The organism is Streptomyces echinoruber (genome assembly GCF_014651135.1).
Classification (GTDB): domain Bacteria; phylum Actinomycetota; class Actinomycetes; order Streptomycetales; family Streptomycetaceae; genus Streptomyces; species Streptomyces echinoruber.
The window spans coordinates 69,708-91,747 of sequence record NZ_BMWH01000003.1 but is presented as its reverse complement, the minus strand read 5'-3'; the positions used below and the strand labels follow the sequence as shown (position 1 = coordinate 91,747).

Annotated in this window: 11 protein-coding genes; 2 read left to right on the top strand and 9 right to left on the bottom strand. The window is 74.7% G+C overall.

The genetic code is table 11. The features are described 5' to 3' along the window. Positions 1 to 2 precede the first annotated feature (2 nt). The 3 genes from IE225_RS05465 to IE225_RS05455 form a co-directional block, all read right to left on the bottom strand. Positions 3 to 3,695: an ATP-dependent DNA helicase gene (locus tag IE225_RS05465; protein ID WP_190056184.1), complete on the bottom strand. Its 3,693-nt coding sequence runs from the start codon at positions 3,693 to 3,695 to the stop codon at positions 3 to 5. Positions 3,696 to 3,984: 289 nt separating this feature from the next. Further along, a complete protein-coding gene (locus IE225_RS05460) occupies positions 3,985 to 7,494 on the bottom strand; it encodes an ATP-dependent helicase (RefSeq protein ID WP_190056183.1) in 3,510 nt (1,169 codons plus the stop codon). 303 nt (positions 7,495 to 7,797) lie between these two features. Beyond that, a complete protein-coding gene (locus IE225_RS05455) occupies positions 7,798 to 8,181 on the bottom strand; it encodes an MGMT family protein (protein WP_190056182.1) in 384 nt (127 codons plus the stop codon). A gap of 186 nt (positions 8,182 to 8,367) precedes the next feature. Here IE225_RS05455 and IE225_RS05450 point away from each other — a divergent pair, with 186 nt between their 5' ends. Next, on the top strand, positions 8,368 to 11,277 hold the full coding sequence (locus IE225_RS05450; protein ID WP_190056181.1) for a lysylphosphatidylglycerol synthase domain-containing protein: 2,910 nt from the start codon (positions 8,368 to 8,370) through the stop codon (positions 11,275 to 11,277). Between the two features lie 176 nt (positions 11,278 to 11,453). Further along, positions 11,454 to 13,085: an alpha/beta hydrolase gene (locus IE225_RS05445; RefSeq protein WP_190056180.1), complete on the top strand. Its 1,632-nt coding sequence runs from the start codon at positions 11,454 to 11,456 to the stop codon at positions 13,083 to 13,085. Positions 13,086 to 14,443: 1,358 nt separating this feature from the next. Here the strand turns inward: IE225_RS05445 and IE225_RS05440 are convergent. From IE225_RS05440 to IE225_RS05415, 6 genes are all read right to left on the bottom strand, one after another. Continuing rightward, a complete protein-coding gene (locus IE225_RS05440) occupies positions 14,444 to 14,881 on the bottom strand; it encodes a hypothetical protein (protein ID WP_190056179.1) in 438 nt (145 codons plus the stop codon). Between the two features lie 206 nt (positions 14,882 to 15,087). Beyond that, positions 15,088 to 16,266, bottom strand: a complete 1,179-nt coding sequence (gene moeZ / locus IE225_RS05435; protein ID WP_190056178.1) for an adenylyltransferase/sulfurtransferase MoeZ — start codon at positions 16,264 to 16,266, stop codon at positions 15,088 to 15,090. 63 nt (positions 16,267 to 16,329) lie between these two features. Continuing rightward, positions 16,330 to 17,094, bottom strand: a complete 765-nt coding sequence (locus IE225_RS05430) for a spherulation-specific family 4 protein (protein WP_190056177.1) — start codon at positions 17,092 to 17,094, stop codon at positions 16,330 to 16,332. Beyond that, the gene (locus IE225_RS05425; protein ID WP_190056176.1) at positions 17,082 to 18,047 is read right to left on the bottom strand and encodes an NAD-dependent epimerase/dehydratase family protein; all 966 of its coding nucleotides are present in this window, start codon (positions 18,045 to 18,047) and stop codon (positions 17,082 to 17,084) included. The genes IE225_RS05430 and IE225_RS05425 overlap by 13 nt, the downstream gene beginning before the upstream one ends. Before the next feature lie 431 nt (positions 18,048 to 18,478). Next, positions 18,479 to 20,068, bottom strand: coding sequence for a hypothetical protein (locus IE225_RS05420; protein ID WP_229879267.1), 1,590 nt, complete (start codon positions 20,066 to 20,068; stop codon positions 18,479 to 18,481). Continuing rightward, on the bottom strand, positions 20,065 to 21,942 hold the full coding sequence (locus IE225_RS05415) for a DUF3492 domain-containing protein (protein ID WP_190056175.1): 1,878 nt from the start codon (positions 21,940 to 21,942) through the stop codon (positions 20,065 to 20,067). Before IE225_RS05415 ends, IE225_RS05420 begins: the two co-directional genes overlap by 4 nt. Positions 21,943 to 22,040 lie beyond the last annotated feature (98 nt).

The window sequence follows — 22,040 nt, the reverse complement described above, 5'->3', positions numbered from 1 at the left end:
GCCTATCGGCCCGCCCCGGCGTGCCCGTCCGGCGGTTCCCCGTCCGCCCCGCCGGGGGCCGCATCCGGCGCGAGCAGGCGCTCCAGGGCCGCCCGGTCCGGCAGGCCCTCGGGCCGTACGACCTCGCCGGTGCGCACGTACAGGAAGGCGGCCGTGACCGACTCCAGCGGCACGCCCTGCTGTTCGGCCCAGGCGAGCCGGTACACCGCGAGCTGCAGCGGGTCGCCGCTGCCGCTGCGGCCCGTCTTCCAGTCGACGATCTCGTACGTCGCCGTGTCGCCGTCGCCCGTCTTGTAGACGGCGTCGATGCGGCCCCGCACCACGCGCCCGGCGAGTGCGAGCTGGAAGGGGGCCTCGACGCGGTAGGGCGTGCGGTGGGCGTACTCGGTGCGCTCGAAGGCCTCCTTGAGGGCCTCCAGGTCGCGTTCGTCGGCGATCTCGGCGTCGGTGCCGGGCAGTTCGTCGGGTTCCAGCAGGGGCAGGCGCAGTTCCTCGAAGCGGGACTCGACCCACGCGTGGAAGCGGGTGCCGCGACGCGCCGCGGGCTGCGGCGGGCGCGGCATGGGCCGGGCGAGCTCCTGGGCGAGGCCGTCGGGGTCCTGCGCCAGGCGCAGCAGCTGCGACGCGGTCAGGGACACCGGCAGGGGCACGTCGGTGACGTGCTGCCGGGCACGCAGGAGTTCGCCGGTGAGCGCGTCCAGGTCACGGTCCCAGGAGGCGACGAGGCGGGCCTCCTCGGGGGTGAGCCGCTCGGGTTCCGGCTCGGTGGGGCGTGGGCGGCGGGAGGGCGCCTCCGGGACGGGCGTCGGGTGGGGGACGGCGGGACGCCGCGCCGGCCATGGGTTCCGGTCGGGGGGATCCTGGTCGAACGGGTCCTGGTCGAACGGGTCCTGGTCGGACAGGTCCTGGTCGGACAGGTCCTGGTCGAACGGGACCCGGTCGTGGAGCGCGGGGTCTTCGACGTAGGGCTCGGCCGGGTCGTGGAGATAGGGCTCGGCCGGGTCGTGGTGACCGGCCGGCTCGTGGAGATCGGCCGGGTCGTGGAGTTCGGTCGGGTCGTGCGGTTCCGGCGCGTCCTCGGGGTGGAAGCCGTGGGGGAACTCGTCGTCGTTCGGCGGTGTCGGCCAGTCGGGGTCCTCCCAGGCGACGGGGTCGTCCACGGCCGCGGGGTGGCGGTGGCCGTCCGTGGGGGAGGCGACCTCCTCCAGGTGGGCCAGGACCGTCTCGGCGGCCGCGCGCCGGCGGGCCAGGGCGGCCTCGTCCAAAGGCAGCGGCCAGACCGTGTTGGCGGTCTCCCGGTGCAGGGCGGGGTTCTCCTCGCCCTCCTCTGGCGCGTCCGCCCAGACCTCGATCTCGCCGTGCCCCGCGGCGCAGTGGTCGTACAGGGCCTGCAGGAAGGCGGAGGGGCCGCGGGGCTTCTTCTGGGTGGGGCCCCACCAGTGGCCGGAGCCCAGCAGCAGGGTGCGGGGGCGGGTGAAGGTGACGTAGCCGAGGCGGAGTTCCTCGGTGTGCTGGTGTTCCCTCATGGCTTCCTGGAAGGCCTTCAGGCCGCGCGCGTCCCAGTCGACGACGTCGGGCAGGGTGTCGGCGTCGCCGCGCAGCGCGTGCGGCAGGACCCGGCCCTGGGCGGTCCATCTCTCGCGGCCCTGGGTGCTGGGGAAGGTGCCGGTGACCAGGCCGGGGACGGCGACGACGTCCCACTCCAGGCCCTTGGACTTGTGGGCGGTGAGCACCTTGACGGTGTTCTCCCCGCCGGGCAGGGCGTTGTCGAGGCCCTTCTCGTACTGGGCGGCGGTGCGCAGGAAGCCGAGGAAGGCCAGCAGACTCGCCTCGCTGTCGTTGGCGGCGAAGGAGGCGGCGATGTCGAGGAAGTTCGACAGGGTCTCGCGCCGGCGGGCGGCCAGGGCGTGCGGGGACGCCGACAGCTCCACCTCCAGGCCGGTGACGGCGAGGACGCGGTGCAGGACGTCCATGAGCGGGTCGGCGAGGGAGCGGCGCAGGTCGCGCAGTTCGGCGGCGAGCCGCGCGAAGCGCACGCGCGCGTCCGGGGAGAACGGCAGCCCGTCGTCGTCCCCGCTGCCGTCCAGCGGGGTCTCCAGGAACGTGTCCAGGGCGTCGGCGAGCGAGATCACCTCGGCGGGGTCGGTGCCCTCGACGGCCTCGGCGAGCCGGCGCTCCGGGTCGTCGCCGGCGTCCACGCGCGTGCGCGCCACGAGGAGCCGGGCCCGCCGCCCGAGGAGGGCGAGGTCGCGCGGGCCGATGCGCCAGCGGGGGCCGGTGAGGATGCGGACGAGGGCGGCGTTGGCGCCCGGGTCCTGCAGGACCTCGCACATGGCGACCAGGTCGGCGATCTCGGGCAGGTGCAGCAGACCGGAGAGGCCGACCACCTCGACGGGGACGTCGCGGGCGACCAGCGCGCCCTGGATCTCGGCGAAGTCGTTCGCCGTACGGCACAGCACGGCGATCTCGCCGGGCGGGGTGCCGGTGCGCACGAGGTGGGCGATGGAGTCGGCGACCCACTCGATCTCCTCGGCGTGGGTGCGCAGCAGGGCGCAGCGCACCAGGCCGTCGCGCTCGGCGCCGGGGGCCGGGCGCAGCGCCTCCACGCCCGCGTGCAGGGCGCGCAGGGGTGCGGCGAGGCCGTTGGCGAGGTCGAGGAGGCGGCCGCCGCTGCGGCGGTTCTCGCTGAGCGCCTGGCGGGTGGCGGGGCGGCCGTCGGCGTGCGGGAAGTGCGCGGGGAAGTCGTCGAGGTTGGCGACGGACGCGCCGCGCCAGCCGTAGATGGCCTGGCAGGGGTCGCCGACGGCGGTGACGGGGTGGCCGGTGCCGCCGCCGAACAGGCCGGCCAGCAGCACGCGCTGGGCCACCGAGGTGTCCTGGTACTCGTCGAGCAGGACGACCCGGAACTCGTCGCGCAGGATGCGGCCCACCTCGGGCAGTCCGGCGAGCCGGGCGGCCAGAGCGATCTGGTCGCCGAAGTCGAGCAGGTCCCGCTCGCGCTTGGCGGCCCGGTAGCGCTGCACCAGCTCGGCCAGTTCGCGGCGGGCGGCGGCCGCCTCGTGCACCTTGCGCAGGTCGGCGTTGGTGAGCCTGACACCCTCCAGGGTGCGCAGCAGCTCGCCGTCCCAGGCGCGCAGCCGCTCCGGGTCGACCAGGTGCTCGGCGAGTTCGGCGTCGAGGGCGAGCAGGTCGCTGACCAGGTCCGGAAAGGAGCGGGTGAGTGCCGGGTAGGGGCCCGGGGCCTCGCGCAGGACGCGGGCGGCGAGCTGGTAGCGGGTGGCGTCGGCGAGCAGGCGGGACGTCGGCTCCAGCCCGATGCGCAGGCCGTGGTCGGTCAGCAGGCGTCCGGCGAAGGAGTGGTACGTCGAGATCACCGGCTCGCCCGGCGGGTGGTCGGGGTCGAACGCGTCCGGGTCGGTGACGCCCGCCTTGACCAGGGCCTTGCGGACGCGTTCGGCGAGCTCGCCGGCGGCCTTGTTGGTGAAGGTGAGGCCGAGGACCTGCTCGGGGGCGACCTGGCCGGTGCCGACCAGCCACACCACGCGCGCGGCCATCACCGTCGTCTTGCCGGAACCGGCTCCCGCCACGATCACCTGCGGAGCGGGCGGTGCCGTGATGCAGGCCGTCTGCTCCGGGGTGAACGGGATGCCGAGGAGCTCCTTGAGCTGCTCGGGGTCGGTGATGCGAGCGGGCATGCCGGAGAGGCTAGTGGCGGCCACTGACAAGCGGTACGGGAACGTCTTCCGGGGAGCGGGGCACGCAGGTCGTCAGACGTGGTGCGGTTTCTCACACCGGTGTCATTCTGCCGCCCTCATCCCGGTGTCACGCGGCCGCCCCTCACCTGCCGCTCGCCTGCCCCAGGTTTGTCCTCGCCCGTCCCGCGCTCGTCCTCGCCTGTCCCTCGCTTGTCCTTGCCTGTCCCTCCCCCGGCCTCGCCTGCCGACCGGCTGTCGACCGCCTGCCGGCCGGCTCCGCGTGCCGGTGTCAGTCGACGATGTGCCGCCCCTCGGGGCGGGCGCTGCACGACGCCCGGAAGGAGCACTGCGCACAGTGCTGGCCGGTGGTCGGGGTGAAGCGTTCGTCGAGGACCTTGCCGGCCGCGGTGGCGAGCAACTCGCCGACCCAGTCCCCCTCCAGGGGGCCCTGGGCCTGCACCTTGGGCAGGCCGTCGCCGCCGTCGCGCCGGGCGGCGCCCTGGCGCAGCTGCACGAGTTCGGCGCCGCCGGGCTCCGGCCGTACCCCGTCGAAGGCGCGGTCCACGGCGCCCTCGCGGACGGCGAGCTGGTAGACGGCGAGCTGCGGGTGGCGGTCCACCTCGGCGCCGCTGGGCGCCTGCTTGCCGGTCTTGAAATCGACGACGTAGGCGCGGCCGTCGCCGTCGGCCTCGACGCGGTCCATCCGGCCGCGGATGCGCACCTCGTAGTCGCCGGCCTTCAGGGTCACATCGAAGTCGTGTTCGCTGGCCACCGGGGTGCGTCCGCCGCGGTCCATGACGTGCCACCTCAGGAAGCGTTCGAGCGCCACGCGCGCGTTCTCCCGCTCCTGCGCCGACTTCCACGGCGCGTCGAAGGCGAGCGCGTCCCACACCGACTCCAGTCGCTCCATGAGGACGGCGAGGTCGGCGGGGGTGCGGCCCGAGGCGACCTCGTCGGCCAGGACGTGCACGACGTTGCCGAAGCCCTGGGCCGCCGTGGCGGGCGTGTCCGCCTTGACCTCGCGGCCGAGGAACCACTGCAGGGCGCAGGTGTTCGCGAGCTGCTCCAGGGCGCTGCCGGAGAGCACCACGGGCTTGTCGCGGTCGCGCAGCGGGACCTTGCACTCGGTCGGTTCGAACATGCCCCACCAGCGGTAGGGGTGGGCGGCCGGGACCAGGGGGCGGCCGTCCTCGTCGACGAGTGCGGCCAGCCGGGCCAGCCGACGCGCGGCGGCCGCGCGCAGTGCTTCCGAGGCGCGCGGGTCGACGGTCGTGGCGCGCAGCTCGGCGACGAGCGCGGCCACGGACAGCGGGCGGCGCGGGCGGCCGGTGACGTCGCGGGGTTCGACGCCGAGCTCGGTCAGGAAGCGGGAGGGCTGGTCGCCGTCGTCCGCGGGCGCCTTGACGGCGGTGACGACCAGGCGTTCACGCGCGCGCGTGGCGGCGACGTAGAACAGGCGGCGCTCCTCCGCGAGCAGGGCCGCCTGGGTCAGCGGTTCGGCGAGTCCGTCGCGGCCGATCCGGTCGGCCTCCAGCAGGGAGCCGCGGCGCCGCAGGTCGGGCCACAGGCCCTCCTGGACGCCGGCGACGACCACCAGCCGCCACTGCAGGCCCTTGGAGCGGTGCGCGGTCATCAGACGCACGGCGTCGGGACGTACGACGCGCCGGGTGAGGGTGTCGGCGGCGAAGTCCTCGGACTCGATCTCCTCCAGGAAGTTCAGAGCGCCCTGGCCGCCGGTGCGCTCCTCGGCGCGCGCGGCGGTCGCGAACAGGGCGCACACGGCGTCGAGGTCGCGGTCGGCGTTGCGGCCCGCCGCGCCGCCGCGCCGGGCGGCCCTGGCCAGGCGCGCGGGCCACGGCGTGCCCTCCCACAGGTCCCACAGCGCCTCCTCGGCCGTGCCGCCGCCCGCCAGGCGCTCCCGGGCCTTCCTGAGCAGCGCGCCCAGGCGCTGGGCCCCGCGCGCGTACGCCGGGTCGTGCACGGCCAGCCGCTCCGGTTCGGCCAGCGCCCGCGCGAGCAGCACGTCCGACGGCGGCGGCAGCGGGTTGCCCGCCGCGCGCTCCTCGTCGCGCAGCGCACGGCCCAGGCGCCGCAGGTCGGCGGCGTCCATGCCGGCCAGCGGGGAGGTGAGCAGGGTGAGCGCGGTCTCGGGGTCGAGCCAGCAGGCGTCGGCCGCGGGGGTGTGGGCGGGTTGCCGGGAGGCGTCGGCTTCAGAAGCGTCGGCGGATTGCCCGGAGGTGTCGGCTTCAGGAGCGCCGGCGGGCCGTCCCGGGGCGTCGGTTTGCGGGGCATCGGCGGGCTGTTCCGTCTCTTCGGTCTCTTCGGTCTCCTCCGTCTCCTCCGTCTCCTCCGTCCCCTCCGTCTCCTCCGTCTCCCCGGCCCGCCCAGCCGCTCCGCACATCTCCGCCTCCGCCGAGGCCACCGCCCGCAGGGCGGTCAGCAGCGGGGCCACCGCCGGTTCGTGGCGCAGCGGGACGTCGTCGCCGTCGACGTCCACGGGGACGCCGGCCGCCGTGAGGGCGCGGCGGAGCGTGGGAAGCGTGCGGGAGCCGGCGCGCACCAGGACGGCCATCTCGCTCCACGGGACCTTGTCCTCCAGATGCGCGCGGCGGAGGATGTCGGCGATGTTGTCCAGCTCGGTGCCGGGCGTCGGGTACGTGTACACCTCGACGCGGCCTCCGTCACGCGCGGGGACGAGTTCCCGGTGGGCGCGCACCTTGTCGGCCGGGAGCCGGGTGAGCGGCATCCGCTGGGTGAGCTGCCGGGTGGCTGCCAGCAGGGCGGCACCGGAGCGGCGGCAGGTGCGCAGCACCTCCACGCGCGCGGGGCGGCCGTCGGCGCGGCGGAAGGCGTGCGGGAAGTCGAGGATGCCGTTCACGTCGGCGCCGCGGAACGCGTAGATCGACTGGTCGGGGTCCCCGAAGGCGACCAGGGTGCGGCCGCCGCCGGCCAGGGCGTGCAGCAGCCGCACCTGGGCCGGGTCGGTGTCCTGGTACTCGTCGACATAGACGGCGTCGTAGCGGGCGGCGAGCTCCGCGGCGACCGCGGGGCGGCGGGCGAGCAGGACCGCGCGGTGGACCAGCTCCGCGTAGTCGATCACGCCCCGCAGGTCCAGGACGTCGAGGTACTCGGCGAGGAAGGCGGCCGCGGCCTGCCAGTCCGGGCGGCCCACGCGGCGGGCGAAGGCGTCCAGGGTGTCGGGGCCGAGGCCGAGTTCGCGGCTGCGGGCGAGGACCGCGCGCACCTCGTCGGCGAAGCCGCGCGTGGTCAGGCAGGCGCGCAGGTCGTCCGGCCAGCGCACGTGCGCCAGGCCGAGGCGCTCCAGCTCCGGCTGGCCCGCGAGCAGTTCCCGGACGGCCACGTCCTGCTCGGGTCCGGACAGCAGCCGCAGCGGTTCGGCGAACAGGCCGCTGTCCTGGTGGGCGCGGACCAGGGCGTAGCAGTACGAGTGGAAGGTGGTCGCCTGGGGGGCGCGGGCCGCGCCGATGCGCAGGGCCATGCGGTCGCGCAGGTCGACGGCCGCCCGGCGGCTGAACGTCAGCACCAGGATGCGCTCCGGGTCGCCGCCGCGGGCGATCCGGGCGGCCACCGACTCCACCAGCGTGGTCGTCTTGCCGGTGCCGGGACCGGCGAGGACGAGCAGCGGGCCGGTGTCGTGGTCAACCACGGCGCGCTGTGCGGCGTCCAGACGAAGGGGATCCGGACGGGCCGGCGGGGTACGGACCAGTCGGTAAGCGCCACGGTTCCCCTGCCGCACCGGGGGGTGCGGCAGGTGCCTGGGGGAGGAAGAGGAGCTCACGTGGTTCGCCGGTCCTGGTGGGTGTACTGGGGTCTGACGCTGCCGGCGCGGGGCGCCCGCAGACGGGTGGCCGGTCGGCCGCGTGGGAAGGGCGGTGGCCGCGGGACGAGGGGGACGCGTGCAGCCGACGCTACGCCGGCGAACACGGCGGAAGCGGGGGTTCCGCATCTTCCCTCGGGGCTCCGGGACCACGCCCGTCCCTCGACCCACGAACGTACGACATGCCCCGCCGGTGCCGTTCGTCACCCCGTTCACCCGGACGGGTCACCGGCTCCCCACGGCCCGGTCCGGTGGCGGAAGCTGTCAGATGTGACCGTCCGCCGCCTGCCGACCCCCGTCCCACCGGGCCCGCCTCATGTCGATGCGGGGCAGGTGGCCCTCGGCCGCGCGGCCCGCCTCCCGCAGGGGCGTGCCCTCGGCGCGGTAGTGACCGAGCGCGCGCAGCTCGTGCCCCGGCAGCAGCACACCGTCCGCACGGACCACCCGCCACCAGGGCACGGCACCGCCGTACAGCGCCATCACGCGGCCCACCTGCCGGGGGCCGCCCTCCCCCAGCCACTCGGCGACGTCGCCGTACGTCATCACCCGCCCCGGTGGTATCAGCTCGGCCACCTCCAGCACCCGCTCGGCGTACGCGGGCAGGGCGTCCGCCGGCGGCGGCCCGCCGGCAAGGCTCTCGTCCCTCATCCGTCCCATCCTGCCGCACCCCACCGACAGTGTGATGGAGTCGTTACCGTGCGTGGCCCTCGCCCCGGGGCGGCGCTTCCGGCAGACTGTGCGCCCTCGCATTCGCACCCTGACGCCCCCGTGTGCCGGTGCGGCATGCCACCATCGTGCGGGCGGTGACTGGTGATACGAGATCAAGAAGAGACGATGAAGCAGCAGGGTGTGCACCCCGAGGACGCGGAGGGCACCTCTGGGGCCTCGTCGCGCCCGGACACCGCCGGCCCAAACACCGGCCCGGACACCGGCCCGGAGGCGACGGGGGGCGGGGAAGGGACCGCCGCGGGGCCCGCGGACCCCGCGGACCCCGGGGACGCCGCGGTCCCCAGGGACGCCGAGGAGAACCGCGAAGAAGCCGAAGAGATTAAAGAGACCGAAGAAACCAAAGAGGCTGAAGAGACAGAAGTAGCCAAAGCGGCGGAAAAGGCCGAAGAGGCGAAAGAGGCGGAAGAGGTCGTCGACGAGGTCGAGGGCGACGAGCCGCTGCTCGCCGCGCGCGTGCACCGTCCCTCCGACCTGATGCGGCTCCTGGTGGGCGTGCTCGCCGTCGGCGTGCTGCTGGCGATCGCCGCGTTCGCGCACGGCACCACCTCGGGCCTGGAGCAGGACATCAACAAGGGCACCGGACAGGCGCCCGACCTGCTGATCAAGCTCGCCGGACTGGTGTCCAGCATCGCCATCCTGCTGGTGCCGGTGGCCTTCGCGATCGAACGGCTGATCAAACGCGACGGGCTGCGCATCGCCGACGGCGTCCTCGCGGCGGTCCTCGCGCACGGGGTGACGCTCGCCACCGACCTGTGGGTCGCCAAGGCCGCCCCGCAGTCGATCCAGGACGCGCTCACCCAGCCCTCCCCCGGCGACACCCACGCCCTGACCGACCCGGTGCACGGCTACCTCGCCCCGGTGATCGCGTACATGACGGCCGTGGGCATGTCCCGCAGACCGCGCTGGCGCGCGGCGCTGTGGATCGTGCTGCTCCTGGACGCGTTCTCCATGTTGGTCACGGGCTACACGACACCGTTCTCGATCATCCTGACGGTGCTGATCGGCTGGACGGTCGCCTACGGCACGCTGTACGCCGTCGGGTCGCCCAACGTCCGTCCCACCGGGCGGACGCTGATGGCGGGCCTGCGCACCGTCGGCTTCCGTCCCGTGTCCGCCGCGCGCGAGGAGACGCCGGACACCATGGACAGCGGCGACCGGGGCCGGCGCTACTTCGTCACCCTGGAGGACGGCCCGCCCCTCGACGTCACGGTCGTGGACCGCGAGCAGCAGGCGCAGGGCTTCTTCTACCGTGCCTGGCGCAACCTCACCCTGCGCGGCTTCGCCACCCGCAGCAGCCTGCAGTCGCTGCGCCAGGCGCTGGAGCAGGAGGCGCTGCTGGCGTACGCGGCCATCGCGGCCGGGGCGAACGCGCCCAAGCTGATCGCGACCTCCGAGCTCGGCCCCGACGCGGTGATGCTGGTCTACGAGCACACCGGCGGCCGCACCCTGGACTCGCTGCCGGACGAGGAGATCACCGACGAGCTGCTGCGCAACGCCTGGGACCAGGTCAAGGCGCTGCAGTCGCGGCGGATCGCGCACCGCAGGCTCGCGGGTGACGCGATCCTGGTGGATCGTTCCGGCAGGGTGATCCTCACCGAGCTGCGCGGCGGCGAGATCGCGGCCGGCGACCTGCTGCTGCGCATGGACGTCGCCCAGCTGCTGGTGACGCTCGGCCTGCGGGTGGGTGCCGAGCGTGCGGTGGCCTCCGCGGTGGGCGTCCTCGGCCCCGACGCCGTCGCGGACTGCCTGCCCATGCTGCAGCCGATCGCACTGACCCGCGCCACGCGCGCGGAGCTGCGCCGGCTGGCCCGCGAGCGGGCGCAGCGGGAGCGCGAGGCGGTGCTGGAGGCGTCCCGGCAGGTCAAGCTGACCCGCCTGGAGGAGGCGCAGGAGCACGCCGGGGACACGGCCGGAAAACCCGGCGGGAAGCCCGACAAGAAGGTCTTGCGGGCGCAGGCGCGGGCCGAGAAGCGGGCCATCGACGAGGCCCTGGAGGAGGCGCGCGAGGAGGACCTGCTCACCCAGATCCGCCGCCAGGTGCTGCGGATCAGGCCGCAGGCGCCGGTGGAGCCCGCCCGCCTGGAGCGGGTGCGGCCGCGCACGCTGATCAGCTTCATCGCGGGCGCGATCGGCGCGTACTTCCTGCTGACGCAGCTCACGCACATCGAGTTCGGCCCGCTCGTCGCCAACGCCCAGTGGGGCTGGGTGGCCGCGGCGGTGCTGTTCTCGGCGCTGAGCTATGTGGCGGCGGCCATGGCGCTGCTGGGCTTCGTGCCGGAGCGGGTGCCGCTGCCACGGACGGTGGCGGCGCAGGTCGCCGGATCCTTCGTGAAGATCGTCGCGCCGGCCGCGGTCGGCGGTGTCGCCCTCAACACGCGTTTCCTGCAGCGCGCCGGGGTGCGGCCCGGGCTGGCGGTGGCGAGTGTGGGCGCGTCGCAGCTGTTCGGGCTCGGCTGCCACATCCTGATGCTGCTGTCGTTCGGCTACCTGACCGGCACCGAGAAGACACCGTCCCTGTCGCCGTCCCGGACCGTCATCGCCGGGCTGCTGACGGTCGCGGTGCTGGTGCTCGTGGTGACCTCCGTGCCGTTCCTGCGGAAGTTCGTCGCCACGCGCGTCAGGTCGCTGTTCGCGGGTGTCGTGCCGCGCATGCTGGACGTGCTCCAGCGGCCGCAGAAGCTGATCAGCGGCATCGGCGGCACCCTGCTGCTGACCGCCTCCTTCGTGATGTGCCTGGACGCGTCGATCCGCGCCTTCGGCGACGGCTCCACCTCCTTGAGCATCGCCAGCGTCGCCGTCGTCTTCCTGGCCGGCAACGCGCTCGGTTCGGCCGCCCCCACCCCCGGCGGCGTGGGCGCCGTCGAGGCGACCCTGACCGTCGGTCTGATCGCCGTCGGCCTGCCGAAGGAGGTCGCCGCCCCCGCCGTCCTGCTGTTCCGGCTGCTGACGCTGTGGCTGCCGGTGCTGCCGGGCTGGGTGGCGTTCAACCAGCTGACCCGCAAGGGCGCTCTGTAGCGCACCGCACCCGGCGTGCGGGGGCGGCGGCCGCGGTCCCTCGGACGGCCCGCGCGCCCCGCACCCCTCACTCCGCGCGCTTGCGGGTTCGCGCTGCTTGGTCTCGTCCTGCGCCTGCTCGACGGCCCTCACTCCGTGCGCGTGCGGGCTCGCGGCCGCGGGCGCAGGATGGCGGCATGCCGATCCGTCCCCGGCCGCGCCCCAGCCTTCGGCCGTACGCCCACCTCCGGCCGCGCCCCCGCCTTCGGTCGCACCCCCGCCTCCGGCCGCGCTCCCGCCTCCAGTCGCGCGCCGCCGCCCTGGCCGCGACCACCCTGCTGCTGTGCGGCCCGCTGGCCGGATGCAGCGACGACTCCGACAGCGGTGGGGACCCCATGGAGCAGAAGCTGAGCTGGACGGACTGCCCCGCCCCGAACCAGGCCGAGGGCGGCGGCTCGCCTTCCCCGCTGCCGCACGGCGGCACATGGCAGTGCGCCACGCTCAAGGCGCCCCTGGACTGGAACAAGCCCAAGGGCGACACCATCGACCTCGCACTGATCCGCGCGAAGGCCCGCGGCCCGGGCCCGCGCATCGGCTCCCTCGTGTTCAACTTCGGCGGGCCCGGCGCCTCGGGCGTGGCCACCCTGCCCTCCTTCGCCCGGGACTACGACAAGCTGCGCACCCGCTACGACCTGGTCAGCTTCGACCCGCGCGGCGTCGGCCGCAGCGCGCCCGTGGAGTGCGAGAGCGACGCCCGGCTGGACGCCTACCTCCAGCAGGACGCCACCCCCGACGACGCCGCCGAACGCAGCCGACTCCTGAAGAACACCAGAACGTTCAACGCCGCCTGCGAGAAGCACTCCCAGAAGATCCTCCCGCACGTGCGCACCACCGACGCGGCCCGGGACATGGACCTGATGCGGCACGTGCTCGGCGACGACAAGCTGTACTACTTCGGCATCTCCTACGGCACCGAACTCGGCGGCGTCTACGCCCACCTGTTCCCGAAGCGGGTGGGCCGCGCCGTCCTCGACGCGGTCGTCGACCCCACCCAGGCCCCTGAGCAGGCCTCGCTCGCGCAGGCCAAGGGCTTCCAGCACGCCCTGGACAACTTCGCCCGCAGCTGCACCTCGCAGGCCGGCGGCTGCCCGGTCGGCGACACCGTGCAGGAGGTCGAGGGCCGCATCGCCACGTTGCTGAAGAACCTCGACGCCCGGCCGATCCCCGGCGTCTTCCCACGACGGCTGACCCAGACCGCGGCCACCAGCGGCATCGCACAGGCGCTGTACTCCAAGGACTTCTGGCAATACCTCACCACGGGCCTCCAACAGGCGTACAACGGCGACGGCGAGGTCCTCCAGCTGCTGGCCGACTCGATGAACGGCCGCGACCAGAACGGCGAGTACAGCAACATCATCGCCGCCAACACCGCCATCACCTGCGCCGACGACAGGCCGCGCTACGACGTCGGGCAGGTGCGGGCGAAGCTCCCCGCATTCCAAGCCGCCTCCCCGCTGTTCGGCCCCTACCTGGCGTGGAGCCTGCTCGCCTGCACCGACTGGCCCGTGCCCGGCGCCGCCGACCACCCCGACGTCAGCGCCCCCGGCGCGCCGCCCGTCCTCGTCATCGGCAACACCGGCGACCCGGCGACGCCGTACGAGGGCGCGCGGAGGATGGCGGCCGCGCTGGGCCGGGGCGTCGGCGTGGAACTGACGTACAAGGGGCAGGGGCACGGCGCATACAACAGCGGAAACCCGTGCGTCCAAAACGCGGTCGACCGCTATCTGCTCCAGGGCCGGACACCGCCCGCCAAGACCGTCTGCTCCTGACCACCGAGACACCGAAGCCCCTGCTCAGAGCGTTATCCACAGGCCACCACGGCCGCGGCGCGATCCCCCTACGATGGCCTGACCGCTTCCCGCCGACCCGGTGCGGGCAGCGCGTGAGGGGGGATGTGCGCATGAGGCGTTTCCTGCGGTGGACGGCGGCACTCGCGGCCCTGATGCTGCCGGCCGGCCGCGGCGGCGGACCGGCCGGGGCGGGCCGCGACGCGAGGAGGAAGGAGTCCGCGCCGCCGACAGCGCCACCGACTGCCGGCACGCCCTCACCTTCCCGGCCGCCCGCCCCGCTCACACGGCAGCACCTCGCCCGGAGACGGTGCGGGACCGCGGCCAATTCGCCCGCGTCCAGGCCGGAGTGGCGGTGCACGACGCTGAAGGTACCGCTGGGCTGGACGCGACCGACGGGTTTGACGATCGGCGTCGCCCTGATCCACGTCCGGGCGACCGACGGCCACCGCATCGGCTCGCTGCGGTTCGACTTCGGCGGCCTTGGCGCCCCCGGGGTGCCGGCACTGCCGTCGTACGCCCCAACGGTGGCGCGGCTGCGCGAGCGGTACGACCTGGTGGGTTTCACTCCGCGCGGGGTCGGCCGCAGCGGGGGCGTCCGCTGCCGCAGCGGCCGGGACGTCCAGGCTGCACGCTGCCATCCGCGAGGTCCAGGAGGAGTCGGGCATCACTCCGCCCATCGGGCGTCTGCTCGCAGTCGACTGGGCCCCGAACGAGACCGAGGGCGACAAGATGCCGCACCCGTTCGACGGCGGCCAACTCAACTTCAACGGGCGTGTTCTTCAATCCAGCCACACGAGCATTGCGTCATCCGTATCCGTCGCAGCGGCGGCCTCGAAGAACTACGTCAGACCGTCGTACCAGTGGCGCCCTCACTCGGGCGCTCCGAGCGCAGGTATTCGCCGATCATGCTCATGGCCGGAGACTGCGGGAGGCCCCTGACAGCGGCCGCCGGGCGAGCCTTCTCAGTTTCCGTTCGTCGGCGGCGACTTGGGGGCGGGACGGAGCGTTGGCCGAGCAGGCGGTCAGCCGTCGGTCTTCCCGACGGACGGCCTGCTCACGCCGGAACCGGGAGCGATCGCTGAGCGTCACGCCAGGTACGACCCCAGGGAACCGATGACAACTCCTGTCAGAGCGGGGAGTTGTTGTATGAACGCGGACACTGAAGGACGCTACCGATCCGTGGGGCCGGGAGGCACACCGGCCCGAGACCACGCATACCGGGACGGCTCGGTTCCCGGGACGCGTTCCCGTTCTTCCTCCCCCGGAGCGCCTGCCATGCGCTGCGGTGGCGGCGGCTGTGGGAGGGGGCGGCGGTGGTCGAGCGGTCGTCCAGCCGTTCAGCGCCCGTAGATGTGGCCTCGCACCAGCGGGTCGTTCTCCAGGATGAAGTCCGACACCTGCCAGAACTCCGGCAGGCGTGGATGCCCCAAGGCGGCCTCGCGGTCGAGCTTGCGGCCGAAGAGCGGGCCGTCGGGGTGCGCAAGGCCCGCCATGACCAGGGTGGAGGCCGGCTCGTCCTGGCCGACGACAGGACCGACCCGGCAGGCGAACGAGACATGATCGTCCCACTGGTCGGGTCCGGCACCCCAGGTTCCGAAGATCACGTCTATCCACGCGTCGTGATCCCGGTCCCGGTGGTGGTAGCAGCTCGCAAAGTACACCGCGTACGGCGCACCGTCCGAGTGAATGAAGTTCCAGGACCGCTCGATGGGAGCGTGGCAGCAGTCGCACTCGAATGCGCGGGTCTGCCGGTCGGGTCCGAAGGTCAGTGTCATGACGGAAATGATGAGGCACGGCCCGGCCTCGGCGGATCATGGCCGACCGGGCCGTCTTCGGGCCGTCTCCGGACCGTGCGAGGAGGCCCGTCGCCGGCCGACGACGGCGAAAGCCCACGGTGTCCGAACCAATCGTCCGAACCGGTCGGAGCCGTGGGCTTCCGATGTCCCGCTGAGGTCGGCGGGGAGGCCGATCAGTACGCGGGTCAGTACACGGGCTTGTGCGGCTCGATCTGGTTGACCCAGCCGATGACGCCGCCGCCCACGTGGACCGCGTCGGCGAAGCCGGCCGACTTCAGCACGGCGAGGACTTCCGCACTGCGGACGCCCGTCTTGCAATGCAGGACGATCTTCTTGTCCTGCGGGAGCTTCTCCAGGGCGTTGCCCATGAGGAACTCGTTCTTCGGGATCAGCTTGGCGCCCGGAATGGAGACGATCTCGTACTCGTTCGGCTCGCGGACGTCGATGATCTCGATGTTCTCGCCGTCGTCGATCCACTCCTTGAGCTGCTTGGGAGTGATCGTGGAGTCGGCGGCGGCCGCCTGGGCCTCCTCGGAGACGACGCCGCAGAAGGCCTCGTAGTCGATGAGCTCGGTGACGGTCGGGTTCTCGCCGCAGACCGCGCAGTTGGGGTCCTTGCGGACCTTGACCTGGCGGTACTGCATCTCCAGGGCGTCGTAGATCATCAGGCGGCCGACCAGCGGCTCGCCGATGCCCGCGAGGAGCTTGATCGCCTCGTTGACCTGGATGGAGCCGATGGACGCGCACAGCACGCCCAGGACGCCGCCCTCGGCGCAGGAGGGGACCATGCCGGGGGGCGGGGGCTCCGGGTACAGGCAGCGGTAGCAGGGGCCGTGCTCGGACCAGAAGACGGAGGCCTGCCCGTCGAAGCGGTAGATGGAGCCCCACACGTACGGCTTGTTCAGCAGCACGCAGGCGTCGTTGACCAGGTAGCGGGTCGCGAAGTTGTCGGTGCCGTCGACGATCAGGTCGTACTGGCTGAAGATGTCCATCACGTTGGAGGCGTCGAGGCGCTCCTCGTGCAGGACGACGTTCACGTAGGGGTTGATGCCCTTGACCGTGTCCCGTGCGGACTCGGCCTTGGAGCGACCGATGTCGGACTGGCTGTGGATGATCTGGCGCTGCAGGTTCGACTCGTCGACCTCGTCGAACTCCACGATGCCGAGCGTGCCCACGCCCGCCGCGGCCAGGTACATCAGCGCCGGCGAGCCCAGGCCGCCGGCGCCCACGCAGAGCACCTTGGCGTTCTTCAGCCGCTTCTGTCCGTCCATCCCCACGTCGGGAATGATCAGGTGGCGGGAGTACCTGCGGACCTCGTCTACGGTGAGCTCGTCAGCCAGCTCGACCAGGGGTGGCAGCGACACGGGGACTCCGTTGGTCGGTCGATCACTACGGTTGGTCTCCTCGTAACACTGCCACGGCCTTCTTCATTCCGAGACACCTGGTCCAAGCCGCGAGACAAGGTCGTCCCAGTAGCCGGGCATGGTCTCCCAGGGATCCGTCCACGGGTCCGCGCGGTCGCCGCGGCCGGTGCGGTCGGTGAAGTAGATCGTCGCGGCGCCCTGCCAGCGGGCGATGCGCAGGGCCTCGTCGAGGTGGGGGCGCGGCAGGCCGTGCACGAAGTGGCAGAAGCGCTCGGGCGGGTGGTCGGCGATCCACTCGGGCGTCTGCGACCAGCGGTAGTCGCTCCACCGGCCGCGGAAGGTCACCAGTTGGTCGCCGCACCCGGCGTATCCGGGATCGGGGTGGCGGCCGTGTCCGAGGACGATGTGGGCGCCGTCACCGGCGAGCGTGCGCAGGACGGTGACCGCGCGCCGGATGCCGGGCAGGGCGGCGCGGGTGGACGGGCAGCGGTCCAGGTAGAAGCCGGCCACCCGGTACCAGTCGAGATACCGGTGCGCGTCGGAGACCAGCCCGGCCAGGTCCCGGGTGCCGTTCGTCACATCGAGGTGACCGAGGACGCGGACGCCCGCGTTGGTGAGCCGGCCGGCCGCCTCCAGGCAGTGCGGATCGGGGTGGGCGCCGGGGCCGGTGGCGACGTCGAGGACGACCCAGTGCAGCGGGGTGCCGGGGCGGGCGAGTTCGTGCCACTCGGCGGGGGCGAGCAGCGGGTGCGCCAGGCCCGGGACGCCGAAGCCGGTGCGGACGTCGGTGCTCGCGGTGCCGGCCGCGGTGGAGGTCACATACGGCATGCCGCCTCCATCCAGATGTCGGCCAGGGATTCCTCGAGGCTGATCCGGGGCCGCCAGCCGAGCCGGTCGCGGGCGGTGCGCACGTCGGCCTGCTGCCAGCTGCCGCAGCCGTCGGGGTAGGGGTGGGCGACCGGGGCCGGGTGGTCGGGGTCGGAGCGGGGGTGGCCGATGACGGGGCGGAGGTGGTGGCCGCCGGGCGGGCCGTCCAGTTCGTGCAGCGCACCGCCGTATCCGGCCACGCGTGCGAGGACGGCGACGGCGTCGCGCAGGCGCACCGCCCGGCCGGAGCCGATGTTGATGACGCCCTGCGCGGCGGAGAGCGAGGCGGCGTGCACGGCGCGGGCCACGTCGCGGACGTCGACGAAGTCGCGCTGGGCGCCCAGGCCGCCGAGTTTCAGCTCGCCGTCGCCGGACTGCATGGCGCGGCGCATCGCCTCCGCGAGGCGGCCGAGCGGCGAGCCGGCGGGCGTGCCCGGCCCGACCGGGGAGAACACGCGCAGCACCACGGCGTCGAGGCCGGAGCCGAGGACGAGTTCGGTGGCGGCGAGTTTGCTCACGCCGTAGGGGCCGCCGGGCCGGGGCACGGCGTCCTCGGCGGTGGAGGAACCGGGCTGGCTGGGGCCGTACTCCGAGCTGCACCCGAGCTGCACCAGGCGGGCGCCGCAGCCGCTGCGGCGCAGGGCCTCGCAGACGGTGGCCGTGGAGACGGTGTTGTGCCGGATCAGCTCACGGGCGCCGCCGCGGGTGGCGCCGGCGCAGTTGATCACGACGCCGGGCTGGACGGCGTCGAGGAAGCGGGTGAGCGCGCCGGGGCTGCCGGTGGCGAGGTCGAAACGGACGTCGGCGTCGTCGCCGCGGCCGAGCGCGGTGAGCTGGACGGCCGGGTCGGCGAGCAGGCGGTCGGCGACGAACCGGCCGAGGAAGCCGTTGGCTCCGATCAGCAGAACCCTCATCGGGCGGCTCCCGGGGCCGTGTCTCCGGGTCGGGAGGTGATCATCTGGGTGTTCTCCTTAACGGGGTGATGCGGTTGCCCGCGGCGGCGGGGCGGGGCGCGCCTCGCCGGGGGCGGGTGGGAGGGGACAGGGATGTGCCGACGGGCGGGGATGTGCCGACGGGCGGGGATGTGCCGACGGGCGGGGATGTGCCGACGGGCGGGGATGTGCCGACGGGCGGGGATGTGCCGACGGGCGGGGATGTGCCGACGGGCGGGGACGCGCCGACGGGCGGGGAGGCGCCGACGGGCGGGGAGGCGCCGACGGGCGGGGACGCGAGGCGCCCGCCGTGGACCGGCGCCCTGCGTCCCGTTTCCCGGGTGCGCTTCCGAGTCGTCCGTGCCCGGCCCGGGCCCTGCGGGGTGCGGTGCGGGCCCGGCGGGTGGCGGGGGTCACGATGCGTCGTCCTCCGTGTGGCGGGTGTGGGCGGAGGCGCGGGTGAGGCTGCGGCTCGCGTGGAGCAGCAGGGCCAGGGCCGCGGCGCCGCAGGCCAGCGTCGGGACGGCGCCCGTGCCGCAGGCGTCGGTCACCGTCCGGACGGGGACGGCCAGGGCGGCGCAGCCGGGCAGGCGGGCGGCGAACACCACGGCAAGGGCAGTCGCCTCGGCGGCGGCCGCGGCGGTCAGGGCGACGGCCGGGGCGTGCGCGAAGCCGTGGACGACGAGGAGACGGGCGAGCAGCAGCAGAGCGCCCAGGGTGAGGGTCTCGGCGTATGCCTCGGTGTATTCGGTGTGTGCAAAGGGCTGGTCGAGGGCTGCCGCGCACAGGGCGAGCAGGCCCGCCGAGGCCCCCAGGAACAGGGCGACGGTGCCGAGCAGCAGCGGTCGTGCGCCGGCGGTGAAGTCCTCCAGGTTGCGGCTGGCGGCGAGGCGGCGCCGGGCGTGGGCGGTGAGGAGGTGGGCGCACCAGGCGGCGGGAGCGCAGGCCAGGGCGAGGGCCAGGACGGGTGCGGTGACCAGGGGCCAGGGTCCGTCCGCGGTGCCGTCGGGGAGGTGGTGGGGGCCACCGGCGAGGGCGGCGCGCAGGAGGCCGTCGCCGAGGAGCGCGTAGGCGAGCAGCCACGTGGTGCACGTGCCGGTTCCCGCCGGGCGGGAGCCGGCCGGTGCCCGCCCGGGGATGCCGAGCGGGCCGTGGCGCAGGGCGGCGCGCAGCCCGACGGCGACGGCGAGGACGCCGACGGCGGCGGCCGTGAGACGGGTCCGGCCGTGAGTGAGGTGCAGCGCCGCGACGGTGGCCGTGGCGAGGGCGCCGGGCAGCAGGGAGCGGACCGCCCAGTCGGCGCGGACGCGGGGTGCGGGCGCGGCCTCGGGGGCCGGAGGCTCCTCCGGGCCGGCCGCCACGCGCGCGTACATCTCCTCGGCGAGGGAGAACACGTCCCGGTGCCGGAAGCGGGCGGCGGTGCGGTCGGTGAGGCCGTGGGCCTCGAGGCCGGCGGCGATCTCCAGCGGGTCGACGGCACGTTCGCACAGCTCACGGTGCCGGTGGATCAGGGTCTTGACCGGGTCCGCGCCGGCGCGGCGCGGGGTGGCCGGGGGGCGGGCGGTGCGGGGGCGGGCGGCGGGGGCGCGGCCCGGCGTCCCGGATTCGGCGGCCGTCTCGGTGGGCTGTCCGGCCGTTGCCTCGGCGAACTGCCCGGCCGCTGTCTCCGCGGCCCGGCCGGCATCGTCGGCCGGGCCCTCGGCGTCCGTCCGGTTCACGCCTTCCCCGATGGCGCCCACGTCGGTGCGCCCGGCGTACGTGCCGGAGCGTCCGGCGTGGGCGCCGGCACGTACGCCGTCGCCCGCGCCTCCGCCGGTGCCGTGCGACCGCGCTTCCTCGCGCCCGGCGCCGTCCTCCACCGCAGGTTCCTCCCCGGTCTCCCCGGCCTCACTGACCTCACCGGTTTCCCCGGTGAGCCACGCCTCCGATCGCGTGTCCCAGGGACCGGCGCCGGCCGGGGCGCCGGGGCGGTACGGCTCGCCCGGCCCGCTCATCCCGCTCATCGCGCCGCCTCCCGGGCCGGCGTGGCTGCGGCCGCTCCGGTATCCGGCACCGCGGCGGTCCCGTCCCCCGGCACCGCCGCGATCCCGCCGCCCGGGACCGCCCTCTCCTGCGGCCCCGCCGCCCAGTGGCCGGGGACGTGGGCCTCGGCGGGGACGGCGAACGGCAGGGGCTCGCCGTCGTGGTCCAGGGCGGCCCGGCGGACGGGGCAGCGCGCGACGGTCTCGAGGTACAGGCCGTGGAACGCCGCGATGTTCTGCTCGACGGTGAACAGTTCGAGCGCCCGGGCGCGCGCGGCGGCTCCCAGGCGCGCACGGCGCTCGGGGTCGCGCAGCAGTGCCACGCACGCCCCGGCGAGCGCCCGCGGGTTGCGCGGCGGCACGACGACGCCCGTGCCGCCGACGGCCTCGACGACCGCGCCGGCGTCGGTGGAGACGGTGGCGCGGCCGCAGAACATGGCCTCGACGAGGCCGGCCGGGAAGCCCTCGACGACGCTGGAGAGGACGACGACGGCGCCCGCGGCGTACGCGTCGGCGCAGGTGGGCGCCTCCGGGCCGCCGAGTTCCTCGAAGGAGACGGGATTGTCCCCGACGGCGTGCGGGCCGTCGGCCTCGTCCGGGAAGAGCTGCGCGGCCAGGGCCCGGCAGTGGCCGAGGTAGGTCTCCCCCTCGGCGCCCGTGCCCGTGACCACGATCCGCAGCCGTGCCGCCGGTCGCTGCCGGCGCACCTCGGCGAAGGCGTGCAGCAGGGACACCAGGTCCTTGGCCGGTTCGACGCGGCCGACCCACACCAGCGTGTCCGGGTCACCGTCCTGGGGCTGCTCGCCGACCTCCGCGAAGGGGGCGGCGTCCATGCCCGGGTGGACGGTGCGCAGCTTGGCGCGGTCGGCGCCGCAGCGTTCCTGCCAGCGGCGGGTGTGGGCGTTGCCGGAGGTGATGAGCGCCGCCCGGCGGTAGACCTCCGCGCCGAGCCGGCTGTGAAAGGCGGTGAGCAGGGCGCGTACGGCGGGCGGAGTGCCGTCGGTTCCGGAGGCGAGGTAGTGCGCGCGCAGCCGCACCCCGTACTCGGTGACCAGCAGCGGTGTGCCGGTGAAGTGGCGGGCGAGCAGGCCGGGCAGGGCGGCGGTGCCGCCGGCCGTGGCGTGGCAGAGGTCGACGGCGCCGAGGCCGTCGTCCTCGTACCAGTCGAGCGAGAGGGGGCGCAGGGCGCGTTCGAGGTGGGCGGCGACGGCGAGCAGGTCGGGGACGCGCGCCGTGCGGGCGGCGCGCTGGGCGCCGGGTGCGCGGCAGGCGTGCTCCAGGGCGCGTACGGCGGTCTCGGAGCGCAGGGCGCCGGTGAGTCCGCCGGTGTCGCGGGCGAGCTCGGCGAGGCCGTACAGCGCGCTGGCGAAACGGTCCGCCAGATCGGCGGACCTCTCCCGGGCCGGGACGCCGGGCGCCGTACGGCCGATGTGCGCCGGGTGCCCGGCGCTCGCCGCCTCTCCGGCACTCGTCGCCTCTCCGGCGCTCGCCGCCTGCCCCGCGTTGGCCGCCTGCCCGGCTCTCGCTTCCCCGGCTCTCGCTTCCTGGCCCGCGCTCGCCGCCTGCGTGGCGCACACCACCTGCGCGAGTTCGCCGTAGCACTCCGTGAAGCGCCGGCGCGCGCGTCGGCCCGGGGCTGCCCCGTCGTCCTCGGCGGTCCACAGCGGCGCGGTGCGTACCCGGGTGACGTGCGGCGGCAGCGGCACCCAGCCCTCGTCCTCCTGCCGCCGGCTGCGGCTGAGCGCGTAGAGGTCGAACTCGTGCTGCCCGAGCCCGCGCACGAGCCGGTCGCACCAGGGTCCGGCGTCACCGCCCACGTACGGATAGCCACCCTCCGTCACCAGTCCGATGCGCACGAGTGCACCCCCGATCTCCCGTGTGGGGAGCCGTCGTTGGTCCGACGGCTCGCAGCGGGACGAACGTATGCGGACAAGGCGGTGGGGGGGGGGGGGGG